The following is a 24302-nucleotide window of genomic DNA, read 5'->3' as shown; positions in this document are numbered from 1 at the left end:
AAAACTCGCTATTTAAGCGCTTTCTGCTTGAATTAAAAAGCTTTGGGGCCTGGTGGTTTTTGTGGTCTTGCCGAAAATCAATTGGTGGGGGAAAAGTTGTACCCGTATTTATAACGTATTACGAGGTTACACCAAATGAACAGGATGTTTTATCTGCTGCTGGTCAGCATGTTGTTTGTTAGTTGTATGGCAAATGCGGTGTTAATGAGAGGTGGGGGGAAAGGTAATAATACTTCTTCTGAAGCCCAAAACTTTTATCGGATAGCAGACGAGTATGTTAATGCGCTTGGTGTTAAGCCAAGTTTTATAGCTACTGATCATGAAACTTTAGTACAGGGTCAAATTCCTGCTTTCGCAGTTCCCACTTATTGTTATGTGGACGTGACGACAATGCCGCCTGATTTTGTTAATGACCCCTGCTATTACCAGTTTTATCAAAACGAACTGCTGCAATTTGAAGGTTATATGGGGATGTTTTTTGAAAATGCCCCGCTGATGGATTTAGTCTGGACTTTAACCGGTGCTGATTACAGTCAGTCCTTTGCTGGCAGCCATTTGGAGCGAGCAGCGTTTTTAGACACCACCATGCCGCTGTTGGCTGCCGGTGAATACCAGATTGGATTAAAGGTGACCTTTTATGCTGGTCAAGGTTTTAAGTTTTATACTGACCCTTCTGTGCATTCCGATAACTTAAATTGTGGTGAACTGATTCCGGGTGACGAGAGCAGTGGCAGCTGCAGTTATAGCTGGGCGGCCGCGGAAAGTTTAAGTTTTAGCTCGGACTTGGAAAAAGTAATCATTCTGTCTGGCAATAAACCTTTAGATATTCCTATACCAGCCACGACTGCTTTACTGTTGCTGGGTGGAAGTGTGTTGCGATGGCGAATCCGGAAATAACAGCAGTGCCTGCTTTTTATCTTTTGCCATTAACAACGACAAGTTTGATTGTAGTTGCTTGAACTTGTCGTTTTTATGCAGCGCTAGCAGCAATGGATCATAACTGAGCCACCATTCGCGCCAACCCCGACTGATTGCAAGTTCTAGTTGCTGTAAGGCTTTTTGATGGTCGCCAGTTAAAACTGCCAGTCTGGCCCCCAAGTAGTCAAGCTCCCAATCAACTTGATTACCTATTTGGGCGTTGTTCAGTTGTTGCTGACACTGTTGAATATATTGAGAGGCGGCTGCTGCTTCATGTCGTTGCTGTAGTGCCCAAGCCAATTCTATTGCCGGACTGCAAAATGGCATCCCGTAAAGTTCCGATTCTTTGATCAGGGTTCGCGCCTTTAATAGTAATTCAATACCTTTTTGTTTGTCGCCAATTAACACCTGATACCAGCCAGCTTCAAAAGCTATCCATCCGTCGTCAGGGCTAGCTGCGAGCTGAAAGTTCATAATTTGGAATAATTCGTGATACTTACCACTTTGCAGTAGCAGAGTGTTTTGATAATCAGATTCCGTGGCCAGCCTACTCGCTTGATCAACCATACCAAGTCGCAGAATCACACTAATGTAATTACTTTTAAAGTGTTGATTTTGTGGTGATAATAGGTGGGCTTGTTGCCAGTATTTTATACTCTTGGCAAGCTTCCCCTGAAAGGCCGCAACACCACCAAGTCCTGCATATCCCCAGGGTGATTTTGGAAAGTCAGCTATAAGTTGTAAAAAACGCTGCTCTGCTTCAGGATACAAACCACGTAATGATAGTTCTAGCGCACTGTTATACAAAGTTGCAACGGACACAGGGTCCAACCGGTATGAATGCTCAAGCGAGGCCAAAGATTCGTCATACCTACCCAGTCGATACAAAATCTGATATCGCCACATATAAGCAATCGCCAGGTTCGGATTAAGGCTAATCGCCTTATCATAAGCCGCCAGCGCTTGATCATCCTGCTGTTCAAATTCAAAAACTTTACCCTGCACCGCAAAAGCTTCCGCCATATTCGGCTCACGTAAAAAGGCTTTGGCCAGACTTTGACTTGCCAGTTGCGCGGCAACATCAGCTTTGAGCACACCAAATTCACTTTTACCTTCACTCAGCAGTACAAAAGTATCGGCCAGCGCGACATGCGCCTGGGCGTATTCCGGATCCAGAGCTATTGCCTGTTCAAACAGCTTACGTGCTTCTTTAATCGCTTCAGTGGTTTGCAGCCGATATTGCTCGCGGCCTTTCAGGTACATCACATAAGCGTCGACACTTTGCGTATTGGCGTGGTTGCTGATTGCAGATTGATCCAGATAATTATCCTGCAGCAAGTTGACCACAGCACGGGCGATTTGCGTTTCGAGGGCAAAGACGTCACTTAAGCTGCGTTGCAGGGTTTCAGTCCAGAGGGTGTGGCCTTTTTCGGTTTCTAAGAGTTCCAGCCGGATTTTAAGTTGGTCGCCGGTGCGGCGTACGCTGCCGGTGAGGACGGTTTTCACCTCAAGTCTGCGGCCGATGGCGATAGGGTCGAGACCTTGTTTACTCAGCACTAAACCTGAGCCTGATGCTGCGACGGTCAGGTTGGGCATTTTACCGAGCAGACTGGTGATTTCTTCGGTCAGACCTTCAGCCAGATATTGTTGATCCTGCTCCGGGCTTTGATCTTTAAAACCCACCACAGCAATCGAATCGGCAACTTTTACTGTGCTGATGCCTTCCTGTGCTTTGAGGCTGTTACTGCGCACTTGCTGAAAATAACTAAAACCGATGCTGCAGGACAACAGCAGAATGCCGCATAACGCCGTCCAGTTTTTCCAGCCCAGCGGCGTGACAGTGCCGGAATCATCGGCGGGAGTTAGCACAATACCGTTGCTGGTCAGGTCATAAAACCAGGATAAATACAGCACCACCGGGAACAAGGCAAATAAAAGTACTGCAGAAAAAGTGCCGACCAACGGCGACAAGCTGAGCAATGGCACCACCACCGACACCACCTGAAGCAGCAACCACACTACACCGACGTAGGGTAAAACGGTATTGATCACCTTACGGCGTTTTAATTCCGAGAAAAACATTTTAAAGCCGGACACAGTCCTTTCCTTTTGCTGTTTTTTGTTGGTGTGTTGCTGAAAATTGCCAGACGATGCAGGCGTCTGAACTCGTGAATAAGCGTAGTCTAATAAACAAGCACTTGGTAATGAATCAGTTAGCGAATTTTGGCGGTGTTATTTATGTGCAGTCGCTGCAGGCGGCAAGGGTTGTAGCCTTGTGTGCACTTGCTTGCGCTACTTTATAAATTACAGTGATTGGCGGGTTCAATAGTTGCAACTTAAACGATTAAGGTGTAGGTTTAGTTTGATGTTAAAAGGTGAAAGTTTAAGCAGTTTTAGTATGGTTGTTTCATTTTCCTGCAGAGTCTGGATGAGCAGACGGCACGATGAATTTTTTAGAATACCAAGTAAAAAAATAATGAGTGCTGCTCACTATCGTTGGCTGACGCTCACATGATAAAAATACAGTGACAACAGGACAGACAGATGCAACAAATTCAAAAAGTACCGGCAGCACCCGTGCTGACGATGGACAATCATACCCAGGTTAAGTGGATGACTTGCCTGATGTTTTTTGTGTTTGCCATGACCACCGATGCGGTTGGGGTGATCATTCCTAAAGTGGTCGAGCAATTTCAGTTATCGCTGACTGAAGCGGCGGCTTTTCATTATGTGCCGATGATTTTTATTGGTTTGTCTGGCTTGTTTCTGGGCCGGCTGGCCGACAAAATCGGGCGTAAAAAAGTCATTCTGGCGGGCCTGGCTTTGTATACCCTGGCTTGTATCGCTTTTGCCTTTGGCGATAACTTTATGTTTTATCTGCTGTTGCTGGGTGTTTGTGGCTTAAGTATTGGTTTGTTTAAAACCGGTGCGCTGGCGCTACTCGGCGATATCAGCAGCAATGCCGATGGTCACACCAAATTAATGAACCGGGTGGAAGGTTTTTTCGGGCTAGGCGCTATTGCCGGACCAGCCTTGGTCGGTATTTTGATTGCGGCCAATATGGCCTGGACACAGCTATATCTGCTGGCAGGGCTGATTTGTGCAATCTTGCTGGTGCTGGCCTGGCGGATGGAATATCCGGCTTATCAGCCGCAGCAGCAAACTTCGTTGTTTCAGAGTCTGGTCCTGGTCAAAGATAAATATGCGCTGGGTTTTTCGCTGGCCATTGCCTGCTATGTGGCGACTGAAGTTGCGATTTTTGTCTGGTTGCCCACCTTATTGCAGCAGTATCAAGGCGATTTCACCACGTTGGCGGCGCATGCCATTACGGTGTTTTTTATTCTGCGTACTGTCGGCCGTTTTCTGGCGGAATGGCTGTTAAGCCGTTTTAACTGGACGGTGTTACTAGCCTGGTTTGGCAGCGCGATTTTTGTCTGTTTTGCACTGAGTATGCTGGGAGGCGTCGATTGGGCCTTGTGGCTGATGCCATTGTCCGGACTCTTTATGTCGATGATGTACCCAACGCTGAATTCCAAAGGCATCAGTTGTTTTGAACGCCATCAACATGGTGCAGTCGCTGGTTTAATTCTGGCCTTTACCGCTTTAGCCGCGGCATTAGGGCCGCTATTGATGGGCTTGGTCGGCGATTTATTTGGTAACGTCCGTTACGGTTTTTACCTCGCCACCGGTTTTGCTCTGTTGATGGCGATTGGTTTGTGGTGGAACCATCTGGTGCAGCCAGCAGCGAAACGTCTTGCTGCCGTGTCCCACTAAGCAGTTCTGGGTAGCAATCAACACATCATTTGACTGAGATGAACATCAGGTTTGCGCTGGTCGGTTTCAGCCAGTGTTTTGTGGCGCTGTGGCTGAGTCCGGGCTATGACGCCTCTATCATTGAGACCACATCTTGACCCCAATGCTACTGATTGCTGCGACAGCGCTGGCTGATGGCGGCTTTCATAGTCATCAGCGCACTGGCATAGCCGTTGCTCTTCTTGCCTGACGCCAATAATAACGCCACTTACCAGGCAGGGATGTTTTATGTCTTTGACTCAGCACACCAATCCATTTACCAGCACCATCAACCCACAGGGCAGCCATCGCATTGCAGTTGATGAGCCTCTGCCAAGCTTGTCGTTGCGCCAATTGTGTCAGCTGCCGCATGCGGCAGTGCAGCCTCAGCAGCGCCTGGCAGTGATGCGTGCTGCAAGAGCGACACTGGCAGATCCGGCGGTTGTGGTATCCGCCACAGATGCGGACAAACTGGCGGCACTGGCGCATTACCTGTGTGACTGGCCGTTGCTGCAGACCATGCAGCAGCGGGGCTTGTGGCTTCCCACCCCGCCAGAACAAGTGCGGCCAGCGATTCAGTTTGGTCAGTTTACCCAGGCACTTTGCATGTTAGAGCAGCCGCCGGCCACAGGCGCTGCTGCCCAGTGGCTACAGCCGATGCGACAAGCACTGCAGCAATTGCTGCATCAACAGCCGTATCCGGTTGAAGCTTTGCTGCAGGGGCCTGTCAGTCTGACGCCGCTGCAGTTTCATCATGTAGCTGATTTTATCTGGCAATACGCCGATCCAAACATTGGCCGGCTCTGTAATCTGCCGGTTTTTCCATCCGCAGAACACTGGATGACCTGGTTATACCTGTGCCAGCAGGAGCCGGCACGCCATCTGTTTGCGGTGATGCATGCCGATTATGGTTTTATCGGTTCGGTCAGTTTGCAGGTATTTGATGGTATTGGTTTTTTCTATTACTGGCTCGGCGCAGATTTTCAGGGCCAGGGTTTTGGTCCGGCGGCTGTTGACCTGTTAATGCAGCTGGGTCGGCAGCATTTGGGGATGGATTGCTGTTATGCCAAAGTGTTTAATTACAATCTGGTTTCCAATAAGGCTATCAGCAAGTTGGGATTTCAGCGGCTGGCGCTGCGGGCATTGCCACCAGCCGACACTGAAGTGTTTTATTATCTGGGGGCTGCACAAAGTCGCGCCACTCATCACCGTAACCTTAGTCTTTTGTTACAGCAGATGAATTCTGGGATTGATCTGGCAGAGTTGCCGCCACTGTGAGCTGTGGCGGCTTTACTGTTATGAATTCAAGCCATTACTTTTTGGTTTCTTCAATGAAGTTGTCAGGTCATTGGCGCCCGAGGCGGCGTAAGTATCGCGGTCTTGGCTCACCAGCAACCGGTGGATCTCCGGCTCGTTCTGCTGAAGCTCGAGCGAAGCCTCAATTCTTTGGCCCAGTCCAGTCAGATACTTGTAGAGCAGTAAGCCGGCGAACACACGAGGGTTATAAAATATTTTCACCGGCGGTTTGATCACGAACATCGTGGTTGGTATGCGAAACATAAACGGCAGGTAATTAACAAACAACCTGGATGACCAGAGTTGAGTGGCGACCTTGGTGTTGGTGCGGACAGATTTCGGTAGCGTAAAGGCGAGCACGCCGATGCCAACCCAACCAACAATCTCTGCAAACCGGTCGGTAATTACATCGCAATAGCCACCGGCCAGCTGCTTTGACTTATCCAAAATCAGCATATTCGGCTGCATGATTGTGTACTGTGAGGTTATTGTGTTATTCCAGATATATTTTTGGACAGCAAAGGATTGTTTCATCTGGTGTAGCCAGATCTTTTGAAAACTCCAGCCGGTACTTAAAATGCTGTTAAAGTTGATTGCATTATAATATGTCTGATAAAGCGCTTTGCGCTGAGCGAAGTATCTTCTGGTTAGATCCGGATTTTGAAAAATAGTTAATATATTAGCTGGGTGTGCTGAGCGGTAGGTGCAGCCAACTACTTTATCCATTATAACGCCAACGCCGCTTCCAGTGTAATAAATGGCTGGTCGGGTCAGCTTGGAAAATTGGTCAAAAATAAAATTTTCAACACGATATTTTGGTCGCATGAAAAAGTATGCATTTTCAATGTTTTTATGTTTTATGAAATCGTAAGCACAATCATGCCCATATAAAACTTTATTTAATGCAAGGTCGCCATATATCCGGCGTTGTTCAATCAGCACATTCTTGTAAACAGTCAGCGAATTGCTACCGCTTTGTATTCTGTCTTTGATCTGGTCATAAATTGTTCTGCTGCCTTCGCTCATGATATCCCTCGATGTTGAATGCTGGAGGCGACTGATCCTGCGATAAATTCTGCAAAACCAGTGCTTCACCGCCGAGCTGAAAAAAAACGGCCGGAATGGGCAGATTCATAGGCTGGGAGGGGTCATCTTGACCTTGGTCAGGCTACGCCGGATTGGAATTTGCTGGTAATACTGGCGGTTTTTGGTATACACGCTGACCATCGCCGTCATGCTAAGAGATTTGTAATCGGTCAGACTTTGTGACTCCAGATCAATGCCATAGCATTCAACACCTTGTGTCAGGCAAGGGAATAAATAGCCATAGACTTCTGTGGTGGAAAAATCGTGTTTAGTCGCCACGCTTTTGTTCAGCAGAGCTTTTTGCAGTTCAGCCGCCAGGCTGCCTTGCGTGCCAATCGTCAATAGTAAAAGTGCATTCTGCGATTCGGGGTTGTTGCTGAACTGCTCACGCAGCTGCTCCATATTGGCATAGGTGTACTGTTTCGAGGCTGCGCTGGCATTGCTGGTCAGATACAGCTTCAATGTGGCCGGATCCTCGATTTGCAGAGAGTCCAGGTACTTTGCTATCTGCGTGCTGTCCAGCCACTGGTTCACACCGTTATACAGCAAAGGGACGCCGGCATTACCTAACCCACAGATTAATAAGGTACATTCGTTGCCTTCCAGCTTCATTTGCGGTGCTGATTCTGCCAGAAAAGTTTCAGTGTCCTTGCGCAGTTTGTTTAGTACCGCCAGCGAAATTTTGTAATACATATCACTGGTCATCAGCTCGGTATCAAGCTTGTCAACCGAGTTGTCATCAATAGATAACCTGCCGATCAAAATATCCTGGAATATCAGCGCGTCAGTCCGGTTGGAAAAAAATGGCTGGATCCATTCTCTGGTTTTGGGTTTTTCTGCGCTGATCACAGCCCTGGTAAAGTTTGCACCAAATACATTGTCAAACAGTGTGGCCATGTCACTGAGCGGGCTGCAGATATATTTCTTCATGATGGTCTCCAAATGATAAGGGTATTTTAATCGTCAGACTGCGATGCACAGATCAATGAAGGCAAAAAGTCTGCCAGTGTGTCTGGCATATAGCATTTATCCTATGATTATTATTGATTTTCAATGTAATCAGATGTTTGTGTTTTGTTTGTGGCTAGCGCTAGCATTGTATGTAGTTGTGGTGGCGGGCTATTGTTGCGGTGAGTGTTTTTTATGTGGACGGAATTGTCCATGTATAGCAGTGTACTGGATGATTTAGTCTGTTCATGCGCTGAAACTTAATTTGAATTAGTGACAAATTCAAAAAAAATAAAGATGAATTCAAAAGCGGTACATTGCACGGCGGTGCTAGCATCATTTTCATTTGGACACGGAGAGCCCTGAGTGAATGCTGCAAATGATTTAACCACGATATGTTCGGAGGTATTGCCGGGTGTCATCAGCCAGAATAAAGCGATGAAAACGCTGGCGGCGTATTTGGCGAAAATTGCGCTCAGTGACGGGGCTGTGTTCCTGCATGGCGAAACCGGTACCGGCAAAGATCTGATCGCCCAGGCCATTCACCAGAAAAGTGGCCGGTTGGGGCGCATTGTCAGCGTGAACTGTGGCGCTATTCCGGAGAATTTATTTGAATCGCTGTTTTTCGGCCACGAAAAAGGTGCCTTTACCGGTGCCGACAAAAAGCAACAAGGTTTTTTTTATCAGGCCAATTTCGGCACGCTGTTCCTGGATGAGATCGCCGAACTGCCGTTGATCCACCAGGCCAAATTATTACGGGTGCTGGAAAGCCGCCAGTTCAGCCGGATCGGTAGCAGTGAAACCGAAGCATTTACCGGACGGGTCATCAGCGCTTCGCATGTCAATCTGGCCGAGCAGGTGCAGCAACGGCTGTTCCGCGAAGACTTATGGTATCGGATCAATCTGTTTGAGATCACGGTCCCGGCGCTGCAGCAGCGGCGGGATGATATTCCGCTGCTGGCGCAGTATTTTGCCCGCCTGAGCAACCGGATCCGTTTCAGTGGCTGTGCGCTGAAATTGCTGCAGTTCGCTGACTGGCCCGGCAACATCCGGCAGCTGAAGAATTGTGTCGACAAGCTGGCGGTACTGGCAGATGGACCTGAAGTAACTGCGCAAAGCATCCAGCAACTGGCGATGTGTGAAGAACATGTCGACTGGGCGGTGCGGGTGGCGCAGGAAATTATTGAAATGCCGGTCAACAACAAACTGAAAACCATTTATGACGCGCTGATTGCCCAAGCGGTCGAACGCAGCAATGGCAATAAGACAGAAGCGGCGCGGCTGCTGGGGGTGCATCGTAAAGTGATTGAGCGCCGGCTGGCGCAAATCCAGACCCGCGGCGGTGCGGCGCACGAGGTCATGCTATGAGCCAGACCGTTCAACCCATGGCACCGGCAGATGCCGCCCGTCAACAACTGCAACAACTGAAAACTGATTCCAGCCAGCAACTGGCACAACTGATGCTTGAGCAGCAACACAAGCTCAGCCAGATGGTACAGCAGTTGCAAGATCAACAGCCGGTGGCCGCGCCCGCAACGCTTAGCAGTGAAGAAGGCAGCGCAGCAGGCAGTACATTGGCGCTGGCTGGTGTGTTGCAGTTGCAGCAGGGCAATATTGGCAACATGGACCTGTTGCTGCAGCGGATCCACACGACGATGAACAGTGTGCTGGCTACGCCTGGTCCACAGCGAGGAGGGAGTGATGATGACAAAACCGGTCCAGCTGTTTGATGCGGTGAAAACTGCTGATGGTGACTACGAATGTCAGCCGATCAGTGCCACAGCATTTGACGGGCCGCTGGAGGCGACGTCGTCGGATGCGGCGGCAGGCACTGCGACAGATCCCACGGCGCAGCAGGTGTTTTTTATTGACAGCAACATCATGCAGTCCGTATGGCCGGACTGGGCAGCCGAGGCCCAGGCGGTGTTTCTGCAAAGCCTGCACAGCAATGCGCTGGGCGGTCACACCTCTTATTTTCAGGAGGTGCACGCGCGTTTTGAACAGATGCGGCAGTCCTTGCAGCAGCAATTGGACCAGTACAGCCGCTATGGTTAACTACTGTGGAGTCTGCATATGAGTGTGTCAGTTGCCGCGATCGCAGAAGCCGCAGCCCGGTTTGCAGCGGATGAGCTGAAGGCATTTCGCGCATTTATTGATGTCAGCAAAGCGTTACAAGGTGCGGTGAAAACCCAGCAAAACCAGGCCGCCGACACTTTTAACGCCATGCAGGCCGCGCTGGACAGTCTGCAACAGCCGGTCGCTGCCAATGGGCTGGCAGTGATTGCCGTGCTGGAAGCTGATGCCGCTTATCTCAAGGCGCTGCAAGCTGTGACGCTGCTGCCGGCTGATGTGAATCAACCGACGGTCACGCTGGCTTATATGCAGGCATTTTTACAGCAAGTGGATACGACGATGGCGCAGCAGGTACAAAGCGCAGACAGCGAGGGAGCACAGGGCGATGAGTGAAAGCAATAATGCGACCAGTTCTGCCCAGCAACTGATCCAGCCGTCGGTGAATCAGTCCATTGCGCTCGCAGTACAAAGTGCAGTCGATCTAATGCGAAATCTAAATACGATTGAGACCACAGTCATCGGTGTGGCGTCGGCCGCCTGGCTGGCCGAACCAGGAAATACGGCGTACAAAGACATTATCGAAAATGCCACCAAAACCATCACTTTTGCGGTGGAAAACCTGGCAAAAGTGGGCACAGTCGGTGCAGGCGTCCTGACGGATCTGAAACCGGATTGATTGGAACCGCTGCCCGCGCAACCACCTGAAAACAAGGAGAATATATGACAGAGATGAATCACGCCGTGGTGCAAAGTGTTGCACTGGTCAACGCGCTGACCGTGGGGATGGCGCCAGCGATGGCCATGGGCAGCCAGTATCAGCAGCTGGCATATAACATCGGTCTGGCGACGCTGAATCAGGTATTTGCCCAACAACAGGCCAACATCACGCATCAGGCGACGGCCGTAGCCGGCGTGTTGCATAGCTGGCGCTAAACCATGATGCAGCCGGATAAACCCGAAAATGCAGTAGCGCAGCAGACAGTCGCCAGTGGCCAGGACTTATTGCAACAAGCGCTGGCGCTGTTTGATATGCAGCCTGTGCAGCCGGTGGCGTTGGTTTTCCCCAATGTGATTAGCGAACCAGGCGTTTTATCTGCTACGCAGATGCAACAATATGTCGGCCAGCTGTATGCGCAGCAGGAACAGTTATTTGCCGCGGTAGACGCGACAGAACCGGCACCGCAGCCGAATACAGAGCCGTCGCTAGAATCCGCTGAGCTGCAGGCGATCCGGCAGATGTACGCCGGGGACTGAGCCACCCGGGTATGAGTTTGCTGACCAGCCAAAGCCTGTTGCCCAAAGCCCGGCTTGAACAGGATTTACAGTTGACGCTGGGCAGTCGTATTACAGCCCAGCTGACGCTGTTACAGCAACAGCGGCCCCGCATCTACCGCGATATGCAAAGCGACTGGCTGACGCCATATCAGCCGCCGTTATCGTCCGGCAATACCAGCGCGCTGCAATCCACACCTCTGCCATCGGATCTGCCCTGGTACTGGCAACAGCTGATACTGCCAGACCAATCGATCTGCTCTGAACTGGTGCTGATGCGCCGTGACCACGTCCTTTATCTGACTTATCTGAACATCTTACCGGCGGACTTTGGTTTGTTCAGTCCGCTGTGGCCACAACAGGCAATGCATTACGCCGATCGCCTGATAGCCGAAACGCTTGGCAATATCGTCGCCATGGCTCAGGCACAGCATGATCTTGCCATTGTCAGCACCCTGACCAATCCGAATCTGGCCGCCATCTTTGTGCATCAGCATTTTCAGCAAACCCCCGGCGGCAGCCAGATCGTCGGTTTCCCGCTGCCCGCGCGTTATGTCCGGCTGCTGCCGATTTTTTAAACTGTTCGGTGCTTTAGATCCAGCGTAGCGTGGTTGAGTACGATTTTTCGACCGGCCATTGCCCGGTAGCCGGATCAGACCGCCGAAATTTCTGAAGTGGATGAAATGAACCGCTGCTTGGTGTCACCAGATAGTTTTACTGCCACAATTAAATTTAAAAATACATATAAAACAAATGGATATGTATTTTAGTTGCAGTTTTTTCACTGGCACAGCCAATGCACTGTTAAGGCAGAGTCCCTGAAAACGGATTCGAAAACAATGTCCTAGCGGTTCAAAAACCATGGAGAAAGATTATGTCCAGTGCACAACTTGTAAATGGCGCGGTCGTCGACTCTGTCACTATTACCAATACTAAAGTTCTGGCTGAAGCCCCCGCAATGGCGATGGGCAGTTTGTATCAGACTATCGGGAATTCTGTTGCCATGGCGGCGGCCAATGCGGTTTATGCCCAGCAACAGGCCAATGTGGTGTATCAGGCTTCGACCACCCTTGGGGTGACCAAACTGTTCGCACAAAACTCGTAACCACGCGGTGGTTTCAGTCTCGTCCATCGGGAGATTAGCTCATGTCACAACCATGTGAAGTTAACGGAGCCATCGTTGATGCGGTCGCCGGCTCTAACGCGTCAGTCGTTGCTGTTGCTCCGGCGATGGCAATGGGAAATTTGTATCAGACGATTGGCAATTCTGTGGCGATGGCAGCGGCAAACGCCGTCTATGCCCAGCAACAGGGCTGGGTCACCTCTCAGTCTGCCGGTACCTTAGGGATCACTAAATTGTTCAGTCAGAATAAGTGATCAACAACGATTCAACCACCAGTAAGTAGGCGGAAGCCACTTCAGGAGAATGCAATATGTCAAATGCTCCAGCTCAGCCAACAGCGGTCAACGGCGCTGTTGTCGATTCAATAGTGACCGCCAATACCAAAGTGCTGGCCGAAGCGCCGGCGATGGCGATGGGTAGTTTATACCAGACCATTGGCAATTCAGTGGCAATGGCCGCGGCAAACGCAGTGTACGCGCAGCAGCAGGCCAATGTCGGCTATCAGGCCGCCAGCACCCTTGGTGTGACCAAGCTGTTCGCAGATAACAAATAACCGGGTTTTATCAGTGTAAAAGGAGAACACGATGAGTAGCACATCTCAACCAACAGCAGTCAATGGCGCCATTATTGATGCAGTCACGATTGCCAATACCAAAGTACTGGCCGAAGCACCAGCGATGGCGATGGGTAGTTTGTACCAGACCATTGGCAATTCAGTGGCGATGGCGGCGGCCAATGCGGTGTATGCGCAGCAGCAGGCCAACGTGGCATACCAGGCGGCGACCACTTTGGGTGTCACCAAGTTGTTTGCCCAGAACAAGTAACCAAAGCTGCACTCTTTGAAAAGCGCCCGTGGCGGGCGTTTTTCAGGAGGCATTTATCCTGACCCGCACATCTGTTTGCGCTGTGGCTCAACGGATGACCATCAGACAGGTATCTATTATGTCCGACACCGATTACATCAAAAGCTCAGTTGCCATCAATGACGAAGTGCAAAGTCAGAGTAATGAAACTCTGCAGACGCTGTCGCTGGGGGCGTTGGTCAACGCCACCTCATTGACGATGCTAAATAACACCTCAAACCAATATGCGGCACAGACGCTGGCTAATTCGGCGATGGTGCAGGTTTGTAACAAAATTCTGAGTTCATAGACCGATCCGGACCTATGTATTCATTTGTGATTTCAGGAGTCTGCTATGCCCACGACACCACCAGCCGCCGAGATATTTAATTGTCTCAAAGCGTCATTTGACCAGACTGCCAACAATGCGCAGGCGCAATGGTCCATTGATTTCAGTCGGCAACAAAATCGCTTGTTGCTGTCCGTACAGATCGGTCCGACAGAACCGCTGAAGGCCGGCAGCTGTCTGCAAAGCAGTATTGATGCAGATGGTCTGAACACCCTGAGCGAATTTCTGGCCCAGGTCAAAATGCAGATGGCAAACCCAGGCTGACATCCGCCGGGAAATCGCGACAGCCACTAACCAATGAGAACCGCATATGACTGAATCAAAACAGCAAACGCCACCAAGTTCGAAGCTGGGCCTGACGGCGGAAGAGGCCGCCGGCGCGTCGATTGCCCAGTCGATCGCGCTGGCGGCACAAAACGAAGTGGATGCATACCGTAATCAGAACACGGTGAACATGGTGGCCATGGGAGTTGCTTATGCTAAGTGGCTGCAAAATCCCACGCTGAGTAAACAATACAGTGAGGTGGTCAATGCGGCACGTCTGAGCATGGGGAATGAAGAGTCTGATGTGATCAAAGCCTTTGCCGGTGGAGTTAGCAAGGCCAGCGTCCAAACCCGCGCGGAGAATAATCCGCCCCCGCAAGCTGCGGCGGCCGGTGCGCCGGGCCCTGGCAAACATTCGCTGCCGGGAAGGGTATTCAGTTATTTTTTATCCCCACCGGCCAAGCCGGAGCAATCTTAACCTCCTTAGTGAAACGCGGACTCAGTGGCAGGCGTGCCCGGCCAGGCGGCAACATATTAGCCCGGCTTGGCTGGTTGTGTCTGCTGCTGGCTGCCGTTGCTTGTTTAAAACCGCTGCTGTTCCAGTGAATCCAGCAGATGCTGCATCACACTACGTTTTGCTGCCGCCCGTTGTTGCTGTTGGACCGCCTCTGATTGTAGTACCTCGGTTATTGCCGATAAATCAATGGCCTGCCGGGTGGCGGTGACTGCGTCCTGTGGCGACATCTGCTGTAACCAGTTGGCAGGTTGCCAGTACCAGCCAAAACGATCAAATACTGCCACCTGTTTATCGGATGCCATCACCAGCGCCTGTTACAGCAGCAGCGCGGGCAACACCGGCGCTAAGTTGGTCGCAGATGGCTCGCTTGCGGCTTCAGTGATGGAGGCTGTTGCAGCATCGGAGTTGCTCGTTGGGGTGGTGTCCGGCAGCGGCAGCTGCGGGAAGTGGCTTAGCAATTGCTGATACAACTGCTGGTGCCAGCACAGCAAACGGCTAAGGTCGTTGATTTGCTGGGTGCGGGCCCGGAACTCCCGCTGATAATCGAACCAGTGCTCTGCTTCGGAGGGCTGCGGACAGCTGTACAATAAATCAATCAGAGCACTTTGGGTGTCTGGATATAAAGCAGCCACCTGCTCAGCCTGCGACAGGCTGATGTGTTCTGGCAGCAACTGCCAGCGCTCGCTGAAAATAAACAGTTGCTGCATCTGTGCGCCAAATGCCTCCAGCCGGGCAGGGCTGAGCGGTCTTTGCTGATAGGGGTTGTCCGTTGCAAAGGCCAGCGTTTGTTGTAACAGCACATTCAGGCTCAGAAAATTAATTGTATTCAAAGGGGTGGCTGCCATTTTTAATTCCTGTTAGTCATATCGGTTATAGCTTTGCGCGCTGTCCACAGGCACCGTTGCTGTGGTGCCATTTGTGCCGCTATCCAGCGCCGGTAGGCAGCTAACAGACTTTGCAGCGGTGGTTTGCCTTGGCCCGGAATCGCCGTCGTAACGGTTCAGGTCGCGGTAAAACAGCACAATCTGACTGAATAGCTGCTGACATGCCGCCTGTTGTGCCGGATCGCCGCTCAGATCCGCCAACGCCTGCAAAATGGGACCGAGTTCTGCAGTTAACCGCCGGACTAATGGCGCGGATACGGCGTCGCCGTGGCTCTGGCAACACAACAAGTTGGCCTGCTTCAGCCAGTGCAGTAGCAGCTCGGCGCTTTGGGCATCCGCATTGCATTGCTTGATTAAGCTGATCACGAGGATCGGATCTATCTGCATAAAACCTCCGCTGTCAGCGCATTTACCCGTATCTTCAAGGATGACGGGTATAAAACTGCGCCGTAAAAGCCAGAACAGAAGCCAGATACGTGCCAATCCCCCAGGGTTGCTGCCTGTGCCCCCGGCACCTGCAAAACTGCATCGGAATTGCGTTGCTACTGCGCCGGTTATGCACCAGGCAGTCGGCGATCCGGGGGGCGCTGTGCAGACCGGTGGTGTAAACCGGCCAGTGGCGCACACGCCGTGGCGCGATCTGACCACTATCCCCTTCATCCTTGAAGATTCCGGGGCTGTTGGCCGCCTACCCGAATCTTCAATGATTTTGAGTATATATGGTGCTCTAAACATCATTGAGATCCTGGCGGATTTGTTTCGGAGTCTGATTAAACAGACTTTTGAAAGAGGTGGAAAAATTGGCCTGCAGCGGATAGCCCAGCCGTGCAGAGATTTCCTGAATACTTAAGGTGGTATCGACCAACAGTTGCCGGGCCTTCTGCATCCGCTGTGCGCGCAACCAGGCGGATACCCCGATATTTAGCTCCTTTTTAAATGCTTTGGCTAAACTGTTGCGATTGGTATTCATCGCTTTACTGATCGAGCTTAGCGTCAGCGGTTGCTCCAGATGCTGTTGAATGTAAAGGCAGGTTTTTTCCACCAGCACTTTGTGTTTGCGACTGAGTGGCGGCGCATTGCAAGAGGAAACATTGAGGTGTTGTTGCGGGAGTGGTAATAATATTTTTTGATAGACCTGCATAAATTGTTCAATCGACGCGCGCTCCAGCGGGCCGGTTAAGCGGAACGTGTGACTGTGCAGATGAATAATGGCCGATGCCTGAAGGCACTCTGCCAGCAGCTGTTGCGCCAGAATAAAGCTACTTTCTTCTTCGATGATAAATACAGTCATTTTTTTTGAGACTGTGTAATTCAACATTGTGCATACTGTCGGTGACCATGCATTGATATTCTTTGGTCAGAACTTGCCATAATGGCATCAATTGTTGTGGATTGTTTGAAATGAAAACCAGAATTAAAGTGTCATTAATCATCAATGTACCCTCTGTTTATTACAAAATGTTTATACAATAATTAACAATGTGATGTTTGAGTGTTTTATTTTTGTGCTTTAGTGGCAAAACAAGTCGCCGGCAGAATGATCTGCAGCATATTTGTCGTCTTTCACTGAGGCTGAAACATAATATGGTTCGACAGTTACAGCTGTAGCAGCACAATTGTTGGCAAAAGCCACAGAATGGCGCTTTATATTTTTGTGATGAAAACTTGATATATTTTCTTAAGCTGTTAGAACCATTGCCTATTTTTTATACGGAACGACGTTCAAAACAAAGGCCGCAAGATAGCTGCCGGTGAATGCTTTTTGGCTGTGGCAAAAACGTGGTGGGTTTATTGTGTTTGTCATTGCGGGGCAATTCATAAATAAGGTCGGTAAATAGCAGATATTTACCGACCTTTTTCTTGTCTACAGTACCGGAATTAACTCTATCGCCGCGCCACCGCCGGGCTGCAGTTTCAGCTTTATCTTGCTACCGGCTTTCACCGTACTGTTAGTGATCTGATAGGCCATCGGCTTGGTTTCCCAGTGAGCGTCCGGGGCATCTACGTAGCTAATCATCTGATAACTTTGGCCAGGCTTGAGGAAATCCAGTTTCACCGTCAGCTCCCGCGCTTGTTCATTACTGGTGGCGCCTAAGTACCAGTTTTCTGAGTGTTTATCCTGCCGGGCAATGACCAGATACTCACCAATTTTCCCTTGTAGCGCTTTGCTTTGTTGCCAGTCGGTTGGTACCGCGTCGATAAAGGCAAAGGCAGGATGTCCCTGATAATTCTCTGGTAAATCGGCAGCCATTTGCAGCGGGCTATATAAAGTAACGTACAGCGCTAACTGATTGGCCAGCGTCGAAGGAACTCTATTGTTCGGACGATGTTGTTGATAATTAAAATTAAAAATCCCCGGGGTAAAGTCGATAGGGCCTGCCAAACCCCGGGTAAAGGGGATAATCACCGTGTGGTTTGGCAGGTTACCGCTATCTGGACTGCCGCCGTTGTACTCCATGCCACGCACACTTTCGCGCGTCATTAAATTCGGATAGGTGCGGCTCAGGCCGGTATCCTTCACCGTTTCATGCGCGTTCACCATCACGCCGTGGCGCGCCGCAGTTTCAGTGAGTCGCTGGAAATGCTGCACCATATATTGGCCGTCGTGCCACTGGTTTTGGTCAATCCGCTTACCGACATAACCCATTTTTACCGAAGTCACGCCAAGCTGTTGATAAAGCTTAAAAGCTTCATCCATTTGTTGTTCGTAATACTGCACGCCGGCCGCGGTTTCATGATGACCGATCAACCGCACGCCTTTTGCTTTGGCGTAGGCGGCGACCTTGTTGATATCAAAACCAGCTACAGCTTTAGTGAAGTTAAAAGTCGGCGGACGTTGCCACCACTGACCTTCCCAGCCTTGGTTCCAGCCTTCAACTAACACGCCGTCGATATCATGTTGGCTGGCAAAATCAATATATTGCAGCGCGCGTTCTGTCGTAGCACCTTGGATAGGGCCGGGTGACCAGTCTTTCTGACCAATATGCATTTCCCACCAGATGCCGATGTATTTGCCAGGTTTGATATAACCAAGCTCGACATCTTTCGCCGGTGGCTCGTTTAGGTTCAGGATCAGATCTGAATTAAGCAACGCCACTTCTGAGTCCGCCACCTGAATGGTGCGCCAGGGGGTGTTAAAGGGAGTCTGGGTATAGACCTTATCGCCATTGGCCCAGGGTACTAAATCGGCGGTCAGGGTGATGTGATTGTCAGTGATATTACGCAGCGTCATCGAGGCATAATTCAGCAGTGCTGCTTCATGCACCGCAACCGCGATGCCTTCATCGGTCAACGTCAGCGGCGTATGCGCCACATCAATTGAGCTAAGCGCCGAATTCAAATACTGATACTCAAAACTCAGGTCACGGTAAGCCGGGATCCACCAGGCTTTAAAGTTGCGGGCAAAAGCAAATTCGGTCAGTTCATTGCTAATCACTACTTTGTTTAAATGCGGCTGCGCCGGCAGATGATAACGAAAGGCAATACCGTCGTTGTATGCGCGAAAAACTAGTTGCAGTTGCCGTGGTTTATCGCCTGTTTCAATAGCATCCACTACCAATTCGGCAAAGTGATCAACAATAGTCGCCCGTTGTCCCCACACCGGTTGCCAGCTGCTATTTGAGGTACGTGGTGTCACTTTCAGCACTTTAAGTCCAGCTTGCAGCGGCGATTGATCTTTAAACGCCATGCCCAAATGAGAGGGTTTTAACACCGGTCGACCTTTAAAATTCAGCTGATAACTGAAAGCCTGCTGGTTCAGAGTTAAGGTCAGCGTTAGCGCTTGATCCGGCGATTGCAGCTGCCATTGTTGTGGGGCGTCACTGGTGTTGGCCGTTGTGTTGGCAGCCCAGCAGCCGCTGCAATAGCCAGCCATCACCAATAAAAGGATTGGTAAAAATCGGGTCATCTTATAGTCCTTCATCAAAGCAGAAGCTGGTTATTGCTTGGTATAGCGCAGGAGAAATTCATCATGCGACAGCATCTGTGCCAGCGGTTGTTGTTTGGCGTCACGGATTTTCTGCAGTGTTTGCAACAGTTGCGCGTCCGGCACAGCTTTCGCCGCTGGGTGATGCTCCAGGGGCTGGATGCCCTGGCCCAGCATCACCTGCAGCCAGGAGGCGTCGCGGAAAATGTCATTCTGATCATTAAAAATGGCGGCAGTTTGCTGAAATAACGCGATTTTCTCAGCCAGTCGTGGTGGGATTGCCATGTGGCGCATATCGCGCCAGAACTTAGAATCATCACGTTGATTGACATGGTAGTGCAGCACAATAAAGTCGCGGATGGTCTCAAATTCCTGTTTGGAATCAGCGTTGTAATAGTCAATCACCGTTTGCGAAATCTGCTGATGCGGAAACATTTTGAGTAGCCGCACAATACCCGACTGGATTAAATGGATGCTGGTCGATTCCAGCGGTTCGAGAAAACCAGAAGACAGCCCAATGGATACCACATTTTTGCACCATTGCTCGGTGGTGCGGCCGGTTTGAAATGAGATTTTGCGCGGCTCGGCCAAAGCATTTGCATCGAGATTTCCCATCAAGGTGTGATGGGCTTCATCGTCGGATAAATAATCCGAGCAATACACCAAGCCGTTACCATTGCGGTGGGTTAGCGGAATACGCCACTGCCAACCGGCTTTATGCGCAATGCTGCGGGTATAAGGCAAGGTTTGGGCGAAGCGTTCGCTAGGTACTGCGATGGCGCTGTTGGCCGGTAAATAATGGCTCCAGTCTTCAAACGCCACGCCTAAGGTTTTTCGGACCAATAACGCGCGTAATCCGGTACAGTCGATAAATAAATCACCGTGGATTTGCCTGCCGTCTTTCAAATGCAAACTGCGGATATGGCCGCTGATCGCATCTTGTTGCACCAGCTCAATCAACCCCTCAGTGCGCACCACACCAGATTTTTCGGCGATTTTGCGTAAATAGCGGCCATATAAACCAGAATCAAAATGATAGGCATAGGGCATTTCGTACAGCGGGTTCGGGGTTTTGATAATGTTAAATTTGCCTTGCTCGGCGCAGAGGAAATTCAGGTCAAAATCCCATAACGACTGGGTAAGGCCAGCCTTTTTCGCCTGTAACCAATAATGCTGGAACGGGCAAAAGCCTAATTGCGCGCCCGGAGCGCCAAAGGTGTGGTAATAACTTTCGCCCTGGGTTCTCCAGTTTTCAAATTTAATCGCGAGTTTAATGGTGGCTTTGGTTTCGCGTAAAAACTCCGCTTCATCCAAGCCAAGATATTGATTAAACACCTGTATAGGCGGAATGGTTGCTTCACCAACGCCAATAATGCCGATATCGTCGGATTCAACCAGCTCGACGTCGATTTGCTGTTGCAGCACTTTTTTTAATAAAGCGGCTGCCATCCAGCCGGCAGTGCCGCCGCCGGCAATCACAACTTTTTTTATCATCAGATTACCCTGATTTCAAATTGTCGGGCTTTCGTAAAAGAAGATCTCATCATCTGCTATCGATCAGTGCGACCAATTACCGCAGCATGATGAGATCCTGTTCAACAGGTGAATATCACGGCTGGGCCGGATAAACTACTCAATAAAACGAGTAATTAAAGTTCAGCATATAGGTTGGGCCAAACTGCCGGCGTAAGGTCACTATGCCATTGGCATCGACGGTTTCTTCATCAACATCGGTCAGGTTGCTGCCTTGCAAGGACACGCGCAGACCTTTCAGATAATCGATATCACTTTCGGCAAAATCATAGCTGATTTGCGCATCCAGTAACCGCACACCTTTGCGGTTAGCTGTTTCGATTTTATTCGAACCACCGCGTTGATAAGTCAGGAAATCCGAGCGGTCAGTCCCGGCCAGCCGTACCTCAAAACCGTTGCGTTCATAGTAGGCGGTCAAGGCAAAAACCTTGTCCGACTGACCGGGAATACCGGCGCCATCCTGCAGTTTGGCATCAATTAAGGTGGCTGAAGCTGCAACGCCAAAACCTTCCAGCATATCGTGTACTACGCTCAGCGGCAGGTTGGTGGTGAGCTCGGTGCCTTTGACTTTACCGGTGAGGCCATCTTCAAAAAACGAAGAAAAACCGTAATTTGGTGGCGTAGCCACATCACCAACATTGTACGGCCTATCCAGTGGACCATAATTGCCAGCGGTATCAATCACCCGGTTGTGGAAGTTAGGGATGTAATAGTTGGCGCCGCCATTGCCTGGATCGTTGGTGAAATCGATCAGTGCATTGCCGTCACGGGTCCAGTTCACTAAGTCTTTGTAAAACACTGCCAGTGAAATATAACCTTCAGTTTCAAAATACTTCTCAAAGGATAAATCGAAGTTGTTCGATTCCAGCGGTCTTAACTCTGGGTTACCGGCAAATTTTGACCAGGGCGAACCATAGGTTTGCACCGCGGCCTGACTGTTTGGAATAGTAATTAAATCAATGTTTTGGTCAAACTTTACAAAGCCAGACGCTTTCATCTGATCGATACGGGCCCGGCTGATAGTTTTGTTGGCGGCGGCGCGAACAAAAGTATTATCCAGCACTTCAATACTGACGTTCAGACTTGGCAGCACATGGCTGTAACTGGCGCCAGACTCTACCAGACAACGGCTGTCGGTCTGGTTGTTGTTGTCATCATCACAGACTTTAAAATTCGGCCCAACTACGCCAATAAAACCTGAGGATGTTTGATCGGTATCGACATATTGCAGACCAATATTACCCAGTACCGGCAAGCCAGAAAGCTCAGTGTCGAAGTCAGTTTTGACATACAGGGTCATCACTTCTTCATTCACGTCATAAGTGTCACCCAAGCGATCCGGTTCCAGCAAACCTGCATCATTCAGCTTGTAAGTACCATCAAAATAAGGTGCAAAACCATCGTAAGCCACGACCTGGCCTAGGCCAGCCCAACTTAAATCGGCCAGACCCAGCCGGTATTTTTCCGGGATCGCAGTTGAAAATGGGTAAGCGGTCGACGTGGCGAAAAAGCCTTTGTTAATTTTATCTTTAAAGCGGTCGCTGTAATTGACGCCGGCGGTGAATTTGGTGAATACACCCAGTTCAATATTGCCCTGGAATTCCAGTCGCGCTGTGGTCAGCTCTTCACTGAAATCGGCGTAATTCATAAAGCCGTCTTGCGCATTTAAAAAGCTGTACGGTGTGCCGGAAGCTTGCAGCACGTTGGTTTGGAACTGGCTGGCTAAACTAGCCAGACTGCCGCCCCAGACTTGCGGCCCGGTCAGTTGTAAGGCATTGGGATCGGCAAAAGCACCTAAGCCAGTCAAACCAGTGAAGAAAATACCGTTTTGGCTCATCTGGAATTGACGTGAACCTAACTGGGCATTGGTTAAAGCGCCTGAACGCGCGAGGCCGGCATAAGATTCACCGCGTAAATCACGTTTACTCGATTGGCTATTCGCCACATCCAGCATCACTTGCCAGTCGTCATTCAGTTGATATTCGATGTTCAGACCAAATGCTTCGAGGTCGCCATCTTTTTGCAGCGGATCGGTGCGCAGTACCGGGTTGGCGTTAATTTGGGTGCCTTTGGCAGTATTGCCGCTGCCAGTGACATTGGCCGATGAAAACGGCTCGATAAAACCACGGAGTACACCCGAATCTGCATAATCGATTTTCAGTGCGTCGAACACAAAGTTCACTTTGTCATTTGGCTGGTACTGCAACACTGCAGAAATGGTATCGCGTTCCAGCTTGGTGCTGATCGATTGAATATCCAGACCACTTGGTAACACCTGACCTGCATCGTTGGTGCTGTAGCCCCAAACGCCATATTTACGCTGGTTGTTTGGCGACTCTGTCGTGGCAGCAGCCACGGCTAAGCCGATGGTATCGTCAGCAAATTTTTCGACAAACGACAGCGCAAACCTTTTGCCTTTGGCATCAAATTCCGGGTTGTCAGAACCCTGACTGCCAGATTCATAACTGCCGTTCAGGGTTAAAGTTTCTTTCGCTTGAAGCGGCCGGGCGGTTTTTAAATCGACAGTACCGCCAATACCTTGCACCATCAGCGTCGCATCGGAAGTTTTGTAGATGGTAGCGCCGGTCATAATTTCTGATGGGTATAAATCGTATTCGACGCCACGGTTGTCGCCGATGCCAATCAGTTCACGACCATTAAGTGAAGTGCCGGTAAAATCTTCTTTAAAACCACGCACTGAAATTCCTGAAGTGCGGCCGCCAACCCGCTCACCGGCCAGGCCTGGTAAACGCGACAGCGATTCGGCGATGGAAGAGTCGGGCAGTTTTCCGATGTCTTCAGCAGAAATAGATTCGGTAATGGACGAGCTGTCCATTTTTTCGGCTTGCGAGCGGATCAAGGATCCGCGAATGCCTTTTACGGCAATCACTTCAACTTCTTCACCATCAATCACGGCTTGTTGCGCCATGCTGTGGCCAGAGAAAATTGCGCTGGAAATCGCAATCGACAGTAATGCGGGTTTAAATAGTTGTGTGTTCATCATCCTGTTGTCCTTATCGACTTACGCTGTTTGTTATTTACCCGACATCCTTGAAGTTGCCGCCTACCTGCAACCTCAATGATTGAGGGTATAAATTTCGTAATAATTTGTCGCAAGATCAGGGGCAAAAGCATGGTTCAACCACAACGTTTTTGCCAGCAACAGCAGATACGAAATTACCTGGCTGCCGGGTCACTAGTGCTGAACTTCTAAATCTCAACTTAAAACAAAACTTAATCGTTTAAGTTTGAGTTTAAAAAAAACAACGCCAAGAATGTACTCCGCTTTGAAGCTCTGGAGCATCGCTCTGGTGTTGTCCGTTACTTTTTTATAATTGTAGTCTTTACCCTGTCTCTTAATCGTTTTACTGCTGATTTAAAGAATAGTCAAGCCTGTGCATAAAATAATCACTTTTTAGATGGATGGAGGTGGCTGCTATGGTTGTGTCGACGCTGCAACCATGTTGCTGGCATAAGGAC

General features: G+C 50.0%; 28 protein-coding genes. 18 read left to right on the top strand and 10 right to left on the bottom strand.

The genetic code is table 11. From position 1 onward, the window contains the following. The first annotated feature begins 144 nt into the window (after positions 1-144). Positions 145-897: a hypothetical protein gene (locus tag A5320_RS06605; protein ID WP_068062485.1), complete on the top strand. Its 753-nt coding sequence runs from the start codon at positions 145-147 to the stop codon at positions 895-897. On the opposite strand, the gene A5320_RS06600 is transcribed toward A5320_RS06605, so the two are convergent. Next, positions 850-3015, bottom strand: a complete 2166-nt coding sequence (locus A5320_RS06600; RefSeq protein ID WP_082971566.1) for a tetratricopeptide repeat protein — start codon at positions 3013-3015, stop codon at positions 850-852. The genes A5320_RS06605 and A5320_RS06600 overlap by 48 nt on opposite strands. A gap of 447 nt (positions 3016-3462) precedes the next feature. Between A5320_RS06600 and A5320_RS06595 the strand changes: the two genes are divergently transcribed. Together A5320_RS06595 and A5320_RS06590 are read left to right on the top strand one after the other, a co-directional pair. After that, complete coding sequence (locus A5320_RS06595) at positions 3463-4692, top strand: MFS transporter (RefSeq protein ID WP_068062482.1); 1230 nt, start codon at positions 3463-3465, stop codon at positions 4690-4692. Between the two features lie 267 nt (positions 4693-4959). After that, the gene (locus A5320_RS06590; RefSeq protein WP_068062480.1) at positions 4960-5988 is read left to right on the top strand and encodes a GNAT family N-acetyltransferase; all 1029 of its coding nucleotides are present in this window, start codon (positions 4960-4962) and stop codon (positions 5986-5988) included. 18 nt (positions 5989-6006) lie between these two features. Here the strand turns inward: A5320_RS06590 and A5320_RS06585 are convergent, their stop codons facing one another. Continuing rightward, positions 6007-7032 carry a hypothetical protein gene (locus A5320_RS06585; protein ID WP_068062477.1) on the bottom strand — a complete coding sequence of 342 codons (1026 nt, stop codon included), beginning with the start codon at positions 7030-7032 and terminating at the stop codon, positions 6007-6009. Between the two features lie 105 nt (positions 7033-7137). Next, the gene (locus A5320_RS06580; RefSeq protein ID WP_068062474.1) at positions 7138-8022 is read right to left on the bottom strand and encodes a hypothetical protein; all 885 of its coding nucleotides are present in this window, start codon (positions 8020-8022) and stop codon (positions 7138-7140) included. A 384-nt stretch (positions 8023-8406) separates the two neighbouring features. On the opposite strand from A5320_RS06580, the gene A5320_RS06575 reads away from it, so the two are divergent. The 15 genes from A5320_RS06575 to A5320_RS06505 all read left to right on the top strand — a co-directional run bounded on the left by A5320_RS06575 (position 8407) and on the right by A5320_RS06505 (position 14441). Continuing rightward, a complete protein-coding gene (locus A5320_RS06575; RefSeq protein ID WP_068062471.1) occupies positions 8407-9408 on the top strand; it encodes a sigma 54-interacting transcriptional regulator in 1002 nt (333 codons plus the stop codon). Next, positions 9405-9770, top strand: a complete 366-nt coding sequence (locus A5320_RS06570) for a hypothetical protein (RefSeq protein WP_068062468.1) — start codon at positions 9405-9407, stop codon at positions 9768-9770. The genes A5320_RS06575 and A5320_RS06570 overlap by 4 nt, the downstream gene beginning before the upstream one ends. After that, the gene (locus A5320_RS06565; protein ID WP_068062465.1) at positions 9742-10095 is read left to right on the top strand and encodes a hypothetical protein; all 354 of its coding nucleotides are present in this window, start codon (positions 9742-9744) and stop codon (positions 10093-10095) included. The genes A5320_RS06570 and A5320_RS06565 overlap by 29 nt, the downstream gene beginning before the upstream one ends. An 18-nt stretch (positions 10096-10113) precedes the next feature. After that, on the top strand, positions 10114-10506 hold the full coding sequence (locus A5320_RS06560) for a hypothetical protein (protein ID WP_068062461.1): 393 nt from the start codon (positions 10114-10116) through the stop codon (positions 10504-10506). Continuing rightward, complete coding sequence (locus A5320_RS06555; RefSeq protein WP_068062459.1) at positions 10499-10789, top strand: hypothetical protein; 291 nt, start codon at positions 10499-10501, stop codon at positions 10787-10789. Before A5320_RS06560 ends, A5320_RS06555 begins: the two co-directional genes overlap by 8 nt. A 44-nt stretch (positions 10790-10833) precedes the next feature. After that, the gene (locus tag A5320_RS06550) at positions 10834-11046 is read left to right on the top strand and encodes a RebB family R body protein (RefSeq protein WP_068062456.1); all 213 of its coding nucleotides are present in this window, start codon (positions 10834-10836) and stop codon (positions 11044-11046) included. A gap of 3 nt (positions 11047-11049) precedes the next feature. Further along, positions 11050-11367: a hypothetical protein gene (locus A5320_RS06545; protein WP_068062452.1), complete on the top strand. Its 318-nt coding sequence runs from the start codon at positions 11050-11052 to the stop codon at positions 11365-11367. A gap of 11 nt (positions 11368-11378) precedes the next feature. After that, positions 11379-11963 (top strand): hypothetical protein, encoded by a 585-nt coding sequence (locus tag A5320_RS06540; protein ID WP_068062450.1) that lies wholly within the window; start codon positions 11379-11381, stop codon positions 11961-11963. A 296-nt stretch (positions 11964-12259) separates the two neighbouring features. Beyond that, positions 12260-12490, top strand: a complete 231-nt coding sequence (locus A5320_RS06535) for a RebB family R body protein (RefSeq protein WP_068062446.1) — start codon at positions 12260-12262, stop codon at positions 12488-12490. Between the two features lie 41 nt (positions 12491-12531). Next, positions 12532-12762 (top strand): RebB family R body protein, encoded by a 231-nt coding sequence (locus A5320_RS06530; protein WP_068062443.1) that lies wholly within the window; start codon positions 12532-12534, stop codon positions 12760-12762. A gap of 56 nt (positions 12763-12818) precedes the next feature. Beyond that, the gene (locus A5320_RS06525) at positions 12819-13061 is read left to right on the top strand and encodes a RebB family R body protein (RefSeq protein WP_068062440.1); all 243 of its coding nucleotides are present in this window, start codon (positions 12819-12821) and stop codon (positions 13059-13061) included. A 31-nt stretch (positions 13062-13092) separates the two neighbouring features. Further along, positions 13093-13332: a RebB family R body protein gene (locus A5320_RS06520; RefSeq protein WP_068062437.1), complete on the top strand. Its 240-nt coding sequence runs from the start codon at positions 13093-13095 to the stop codon at positions 13330-13332. 118 nt (positions 13333-13450) lie between these two features. Beyond that, the gene (locus tag A5320_RS06515) at positions 13451-13660 is read left to right on the top strand and encodes a hypothetical protein (protein WP_068062433.1); all 210 of its coding nucleotides are present in this window, start codon (positions 13451-13453) and stop codon (positions 13658-13660) included. Positions 13661-13705: 45 nt separating this feature from the next. Further along, entirely contained in the window at positions 13706-13963 is a 258-nt protein-coding gene (locus A5320_RS06510) for a hypothetical protein (RefSeq protein WP_068062431.1), read from the top strand. 46 nt (positions 13964-14009) lie between these two features. Next, on the top strand, positions 14010-14441 hold the full coding sequence (locus A5320_RS06505; protein WP_068062428.1) for a hypothetical protein: 432 nt from the start codon (positions 14010-14012) through the stop codon (positions 14439-14441). Between the two features lie 104 nt (positions 14442-14545). Here A5320_RS06505 and A5320_RS06500 read toward each other — a convergent pair whose 3' ends face one another. The 7 genes from A5320_RS06500 to A5320_RS06470 form a co-directional block, all read right to left on the bottom strand. Beyond that, the gene (locus A5320_RS06500; protein WP_068062425.1) at positions 14546-14782 is read right to left on the bottom strand and encodes a hypothetical protein; all 237 of its coding nucleotides are present in this window, start codon (positions 14780-14782) and stop codon (positions 14546-14548) included. Positions 14783-14794: 12 nt separating this feature from the next. Further along, positions 14795-15325 (bottom strand): hypothetical protein, encoded by a 531-nt coding sequence (locus A5320_RS06495; protein WP_068062423.1) that lies wholly within the window; start codon positions 15323-15325, stop codon positions 14795-14797. A gap of 12 nt (positions 15326-15337) precedes the next feature. Beyond that, positions 15338-15751, bottom strand: a complete 414-nt coding sequence (locus A5320_RS06490) for a hypothetical protein (protein ID WP_068062420.1) — start codon at positions 15749-15751, stop codon at positions 15338-15340. Between the two features lie 340 nt (positions 15752-16091). Further along, entirely contained in the window at positions 16092-16655 is a 564-nt protein-coding gene (locus A5320_RS06485) for an AraC family transcriptional regulator (RefSeq protein ID WP_197490005.1), read from the bottom strand. Positions 16656-17228: 573 nt separating this feature from the next. Beyond that, complete coding sequence (locus A5320_RS06480) at positions 17229-19271, bottom strand: glycoside hydrolase family 97 protein (RefSeq protein WP_082971565.1); 2043 nt, start codon at positions 19269-19271, stop codon at positions 17229-17231. A gap of 30 nt (positions 19272-19301) precedes the next feature. Continuing rightward, positions 19302-20783 (bottom strand): tryptophan halogenase family protein, encoded by a 1482-nt coding sequence (locus A5320_RS06475; RefSeq protein ID WP_068062414.1) that lies wholly within the window; start codon positions 20781-20783, stop codon positions 19302-19304. 139 nt (positions 20784-20922) lie between these two features. Beyond that, positions 20923-23826 carry a TonB-dependent receptor gene (locus A5320_RS06470; protein ID WP_068062411.1) on the bottom strand — a complete coding sequence of 968 codons (2904 nt, stop codon included), beginning with the start codon at positions 23824-23826 and terminating at the stop codon, positions 20923-20925. Positions 23827-24302: the final 476 nt, after the last annotated feature.

Origin of the sequence: Rheinheimera sp. SA_1, from assembly GCF_001669775.1 — a bacterium.
GTDB lineage: Bacteria > Pseudomonadota > Gammaproteobacteria > Enterobacterales > Alteromonadaceae > Pararheinheimera.
This window is presented reverse-complemented; position numbering and strand designations above follow the sequence as displayed.

Excerpts from the sequence above, each read along its gene's own strand:
- A5320_RS06590 (WP_068062480.1), top strand. The coding sequence starts at position 4,960 with ATGTCTTTGACTCAGCACACCAATCCATTTACCAGCACCATCAACCCA.
- A5320_RS06490 (WP_068062420.1), bottom strand. The coding sequence starts at position 15,751 with ATGCAGATAGATCCGATCCTCGTGATCAGCTTAATCAAGCAATGCAAT.
- A5320_RS06495 (WP_068062423.1), bottom strand. The coding sequence starts at position 15,325 with ATGGCAGCCACCCCTTTGAATACAATTAATTTTCTGAGCCTGAATGTG.
- A5320_RS06485 (WP_197490005.1), bottom strand. The coding sequence starts at position 16,655 with ATGACTGTATTTATCATCGAAGAAGAAAGTAGCTTTATTCTGGCGCAA.
- A5320_RS06515 (WP_068062433.1), top strand. The coding sequence starts at position 13,451 with ATGTCCGACACCGATTACATCAAAAGCTCAGTTGCCATCAATGACGAA.
- A5320_RS06480 (WP_082971565.1), bottom strand. The coding sequence starts at position 19,271 with ATGACCCGATTTTTACCAATCCTTTTATTGGTGATGGCTGGCTATTGC.
- A5320_RS06595 (WP_068062482.1), top strand. The coding sequence starts at position 3,463 with ATGCAACAAATTCAAAAAGTACCGGCAGCACCCGTGCTGACGATGGAC.
- A5320_RS06510 (WP_068062431.1), top strand. The coding sequence starts at position 13,706 with ATGCCCACGACACCACCAGCCGCCGAGATATTTAATTGTCTCAAAGCG.
- A5320_RS06605 (WP_068062485.1), top strand. The coding sequence starts at position 145 with ATGTTTTATCTGCTGCTGGTCAGCATGTTGTTTGTTAGTTGTATGGCA.
- A5320_RS06535 (WP_068062446.1), top strand. The coding sequence starts at position 12,260 with ATGTCCAGTGCACAACTTGTAAATGGCGCGGTCGTCGACTCTGTCACT.
- A5320_RS06470 (WP_068062411.1), bottom strand. The coding sequence starts at position 23,826 with ATGATGAACACACAACTATTTAAACCCGCATTACTGTCGATTGCGATT.
- A5320_RS06555 (WP_068062459.1), top strand. The coding sequence starts at position 10,499 with ATGAGTGAAAGCAATAATGCGACCAGTTCTGCCCAGCAACTGATCCAG.
- A5320_RS06550 (WP_068062456.1), top strand. The coding sequence starts at position 10,834 with ATGACAGAGATGAATCACGCCGTGGTGCAAAGTGTTGCACTGGTCAAC.
- A5320_RS06585 (WP_068062477.1), bottom strand. The coding sequence starts at position 7,032 with ATGAGCGAAGGCAGCAGAACAATTTATGACCAGATCAAAGACAGAATA.
- A5320_RS06570 (WP_068062468.1), top strand. The coding sequence starts at position 9,405 with ATGAGCCAGACCGTTCAACCCATGGCACCGGCAGATGCCGCCCGTCAA.
- A5320_RS06520 (WP_068062437.1), top strand. The coding sequence starts at position 13,093 with ATGAGTAGCACATCTCAACCAACAGCAGTCAATGGCGCCATTATTGAT.
- A5320_RS06540 (WP_068062450.1), top strand. The coding sequence starts at position 11,379 with ATGAGTTTGCTGACCAGCCAAAGCCTGTTGCCCAAAGCCCGGCTTGAA.
- A5320_RS06530 (WP_068062443.1), top strand. The coding sequence starts at position 12,532 with ATGTCACAACCATGTGAAGTTAACGGAGCCATCGTTGATGCGGTCGCC.
- A5320_RS06475 (WP_068062414.1), bottom strand. The coding sequence starts at position 20,783 with ATGATAAAAAAAGTTGTGATTGCCGGCGGCGGCACTGCCGGCTGGATG.
- A5320_RS06500 (WP_068062425.1), bottom strand. The coding sequence starts at position 14,782 with ATGGCATCCGATAAACAGGTGGCAGTATTTGATCGTTTTGGCTGGTAC.
- A5320_RS06525 (WP_068062440.1), top strand. The coding sequence starts at position 12,819 with ATGTCAAATGCTCCAGCTCAGCCAACAGCGGTCAACGGCGCTGTTGTC.
- A5320_RS06545 (WP_068062452.1), top strand. The coding sequence starts at position 11,050 with ATGATGCAGCCGGATAAACCCGAAAATGCAGTAGCGCAGCAGACAGTC.
- A5320_RS06505 (WP_068062428.1), top strand. The coding sequence starts at position 14,010 with ATGACTGAATCAAAACAGCAAACGCCACCAAGTTCGAAGCTGGGCCTG.
- A5320_RS06565 (WP_068062465.1), top strand. The coding sequence starts at position 9,742 with ATGATGACAAAACCGGTCCAGCTGTTTGATGCGGTGAAAACTGCTGAT.
- A5320_RS06560 (WP_068062461.1), top strand. The coding sequence starts at position 10,114 with ATGAGTGTGTCAGTTGCCGCGATCGCAGAAGCCGCAGCCCGGTTTGCA.
- A5320_RS06580 (WP_068062474.1), bottom strand. The coding sequence starts at position 8,022 with ATGAAGAAATATATCTGCAGCCCGCTCAGTGACATGGCCACACTGTTT.